Source organism: Microvirga tunisiensis (assembly GCF_009296175.1).
In the GTDB taxonomy this organism is placed as follows: Bacteria; Pseudomonadota; Alphaproteobacteria; order Rhizobiales; family Beijerinckiaceae; genus Microvirga; species Microvirga tunisiensis.
The window spans coordinates 1-3815 of sequence record NZ_VOSK01000484.1 but is presented as its reverse complement, the minus strand read 5'-3'; the positions used below and the strand labels follow the sequence as shown (position 1 = coordinate 3815).

At 57.0% G+C, this 3815-nt stretch carries 3 protein-coding genes; 2 read left to right on the top strand and 1 reads right to left on the bottom strand.

Going from position 1 to position 3815, the window contains the following annotated elements:
• Positions 1-216 precede the first annotated feature (216 nt).
• Positions 217-1355, top strand: a protein-coding gene (locus FS320_RS39785) for an IS3 family transposase (RefSeq protein ID WP_152717942.1) whose coding sequence is annotated in 2 segments (ribosomal slippage) — positions 217-484 and positions 484-1355 — 1140 coding nt in all. Because the reading frame shifts where the segments join, the coding sequence is not laid out codon by codon here.
• Positions 1356-1680: 325 nt separating this feature from the next.
• Here FS320_RS39785 and FS320_RS39780 read toward each other — a convergent pair.
• Entirely contained in the window at positions 1681-2148 is a 468-nt protein-coding gene (locus FS320_RS39780) for a hypothetical protein (protein WP_152717940.1), read from the bottom strand.
• 388 nt (positions 2149-2536) lie between these two features.
• Here FS320_RS39780 and FS320_RS39775 point away from each other — a divergent pair, with 388 nt between their 5' ends.
• Positions 2537-3442 (top strand): hypothetical protein, encoded by a 906-nt coding sequence (locus tag FS320_RS39775; protein ID WP_152717938.1) that lies wholly within the window; start codon positions 2537-2539, stop codon positions 3440-3442.
• Positions 3443-3815 lie beyond the last annotated feature (373 nt).

Sequence of the window (3815 nt, the reverse complement as noted above, 5' to 3'; positions counted from 1 at the left end):
CACCCATCCGCCCCGAACGCCACGTCGCCCAGTCGATCGCCACCATCCGGGCTGAACTCATCTGCACTCTCGTGCGAAGGCTCCCACGATGTCCCTGCTGCCACACAAAGTTTATGACACAGTAGTACTAAGAGGCTGGTTCGGAGGATTTGAACAGCGGGATAAGTGGAGTTTCTGCCTGATCGTAGCCAGAATGGCTGCCAGACAGGAGAGACCATGAGCAAGCGACCCCGCCGGAACCTCTCTCCGGCTTTCAAAGCGAAGGTGGCCCTGGCCGCCGTGAAGGGTGAGAAGACCCTGACCGAGTTGGCGCAACAGTTCGACGTGCACCCGAACCAGATCACCCAGTGGAAGGCGCAGTTGCGCGACGGAGCCGCCGGCGTGTTCGGGCCCGAGCCCAAGGCCGGAACGGGCACCCCGCCGCTGGATGTGAAGACCCTGCACGCCAAGATCGGCGAGCTGACGCTGGTCAACGATTTTTTGGAAAGCGCGCTCGGCAAAGCCGGAGTGTGGCCGAGCGCAAAGCGATGATCGACCGCTGCCATGCCCTGCCACTCGCCCGGCAGGCTGAGGCGCTCGGGATCAGCCGGGGTAGCGTCTATTATGCGCCTCGGCCGGTCTCAGCATCTGATCTGGCCCTGATGCGGCGGATGGATGAACTGCATCTGGAGTATCCCTTTGCGGGCAGCCGGATGCTGCGCGACCTGCTGGTCGCGGAGGGCTTCACGGTCGGGCGCCTGCATGTTTCCACGCTGATGAAGCGCATGGGCATCGAAGCGCTCTACCGCAAGCCCAACACCTCCAAGCCGGCGCCAGGGCACACGGTCTATCCCTACCTGTTGCGCAAGCTGCCGGTGACGCGCTCTAATCAGGTCTGGGCCATGGACATCACCTACATCCCGATGGCGCGAGGCTTCGTCTATCTCGCGGCGGTGGTGGACTGGTTCAGCCGGCGGGTTCTGGCCTGGCGGCTGTCCATCACCCTGGAGGCGGCGTTTTGCATCGAGGCGGTGGAGGAGGCGCTGGCCCGGTATGGGCGGCCCGAGATCTTCAACACGGATCAAGGCAGTCAGTTCACCAGCCACGACTTCACCAGTGTGCTGCTCAAGCACGAGATCGCGATCAGCATGGACGGCAAGGGCGCCTGGCGCGACAACGTCTTTGTCGAGCGGCTCTGGCGCAGCATCAAATACGAGGAGGTGTATCTGAAAGCCTATGACAGCGTATCCGAGGCCCGAACTTCGATTGGTCGATATCTGGCCTTTTACAATGGCCAGAGGCCTCATTCATCCCTTGACCGCAAGACACCCGATCAGGCTTACTTTAATCCGCTGCCGCAACTCGCGGCAGCGTAACCCCGGCAGACGCTCCACTTAGCGAACCGAAAACGCTGTTCAACCAAACCGAGCCACCTCAATTCCGGATGTTTCGATCTATCTGAACTTAGCCATTCTTTCTTTGTTTGACTTGCCTCATAAATGCGCCGCTGATGAACCGGAAGTTTGCCCTCCCAGTCGAGCGGGTGGTTAGTCTGGCTACCTGAGGAGCTTCTTAGGCATCGACAGCGCACCGGAAAACTGTACACATCGGCTGAACGCCCCGTGGCAGCCCTCTTGCTCGTTCAGACCAGACACCAAGAGGGTTGCTCGGCTGCCTCATCTTGTAGTCGAGCTATCTTGCTCAGTAATAGCAAACTTGAACGCGGCGGATGATAATGCGCCCGCGAGGACCAACGACTCGACGGCGTTCCCAGTAACACTCATCAGCGTAGGACGCGCTCACACCATAATATGGGTAGTCGTAACCGTAGGGATAGCCATAGTAGTAAGGGGAGCTCAAGGCACCTAACGCCAAGCCCCCGATCACGCCTGCAGCTACGGCCCCGCCATAATAGGGATACCGGCGTCCGTAGTAGTTGCGATAATAAGGGCTATACACGCCGTAGCGACCAATTCCAGGACGGTAGATTGCAGCGGGCCGATAGCCGAAGCCAGGACGGATACCAGCGGCACCTCCTGGGAAGCCGCCGAAGCCGGGTCGAATACCGACTGCCCCGCCGCGAAAACCTCCGATTCCACCGGGGACACCGGCGATTCCGCCACGGAATCCCCCTACTCCACCGAATCCACCGCCAACTGGAGGACGCATAATCGCTCCGCCCCCACCTCGGAAACCGAATCCACGCTGGGCAGTAGCCTCGTTGGACACCAGAAGAGCACCGGCCGCAAAAGCACTCAGCGCAACGAGAAGCCTGTTCATAGACATCCTCCCATTTTGATTTGCGAATATACACCCGAACCGGAAGCACTCACATTGCAAGTATTCACCTAGTCCGAAATAACACAGCCCCAAGCAAAGCTTCAGCTTGACCATGGCGACCTGGATCAACATGTTAGTCACACCAATAATGTCAAGCTAACACCGCAGCTATTACTGAATTCTGTCTAATTGACCACCTATTCGGGATAACTTGCCCCTCTGCAGCTCTACTCTACTGTGTTGATCATGGGGGGTGTCCTGATCCAGGGAGGATGCGATGGCTCGGCAGGACTTCACCGAAGATGGAAGCAGCGACATACTATTCCGCAGCGAAGTGACAGATGAGGTCACTTACTACGATCTCTTTCAAGGAAACGTACCAAGTGTGAATACCATTGGGTTCGTAGACCAAGCTTGGCTTACGATTGACACAGGAAACTACGTCAACGGGGATCTTGGTGCTGGTTACGATGACATCCTGTGGCGAAGTGCGACCACAGGAGAAGTCGTTTACTGGGACATGTACAAGGGTAAACCCATCAGCACCGTAAGCCTAGGAGCAGTAGACTTCAACTGGTTGATCATTTCGTATGAAGGTGCGTCTGACTTCTCTGGTGACGGCGAAGATGATCTTCTCTGGCGCAACGTCAACACAGGTGATGTTGTCGTTTGGAACATGAGTTCCGGTATCGTTGCTGGCCAGTATTCCCTTGGCGCAGTGGATCCTAGGTGGACCATCACCAACACTGGCGATTTCACTGGTAACGGGACTGACGATATTCTGTGGCGAAGCACAATTACAGGTGAAGTCGGCTACTGGAATATTCAAGGAGGGATTAACCAGGGCTTTGTGAGCTTGGGCATCATACCATTGCAGTGGGAAGTAGTTGCAACAGGAGATTTCTCGGGAGACGGGTCGGCTGACCTCCTGTGGCGCAACCTTCTTGGCGGCGATGTTGTTCTCTGGGATCTTGATGCTGGGGTGATTGCTTCGGAGCGCGGTCTGGGGCGCGTAGGCTTGGATTGGGAGATATTCCAGGCCAACGACTATACGGGCGACGGGTCTGACGATCTGCTTTGGCAGCACTCCACGGGACAACTCGTGGTCTGGGATTTCCAGGCCGGACAGGTGGCTGCAAACTTCAGCCTACCACGCCAGCCTTCAGATTGGTTTATCGCCTAAAAATTTGAATTATACACCACAGCGCCTTAGCCGGGGGAAGCACCCTCGACTGGGGCGCTTCTGGTCTCGAGTCCCTCACCCATTGTGAGCCCTTGGGTTCGAGACACTCGCCTTATACGCATAGAGGCACAGGCTACAGTTGAAAATTCCCTTATTTCTGTCGGGGCTTGAGGACACTAGGAGCCAGACCTCTCGGCTTATCGCTGTTGCAGCCCCCAAATTGAGCAGACAGGGCTTCCCAATTAGCCCGGAAAATTCATGGAGGGTTGGCGGGTGTAGCTCAAGTGCCTGAGATGACTTAGGATTTGGTTGTTGAATCCGATCCGCCTCATTTCTGGGAGAACCCACCCGCCATGAACCATTCTACGCTTCC

Excerpts from the sequence above, each read along its gene's own strand:
- FS320_RS39775 (WP_152717938.1), top strand. The coding sequence starts at position 2,537 with ATGGCTCGGCAGGACTTCACCGAAGATGGAAGCAGCGACATACTATTC.
- FS320_RS39780 (WP_152717940.1), bottom strand. The coding sequence starts at position 2,148 with ATGCGTCCTCCAGTTGGCGGTGGATTCGGTGGAGTAGGGGGATTCCGT.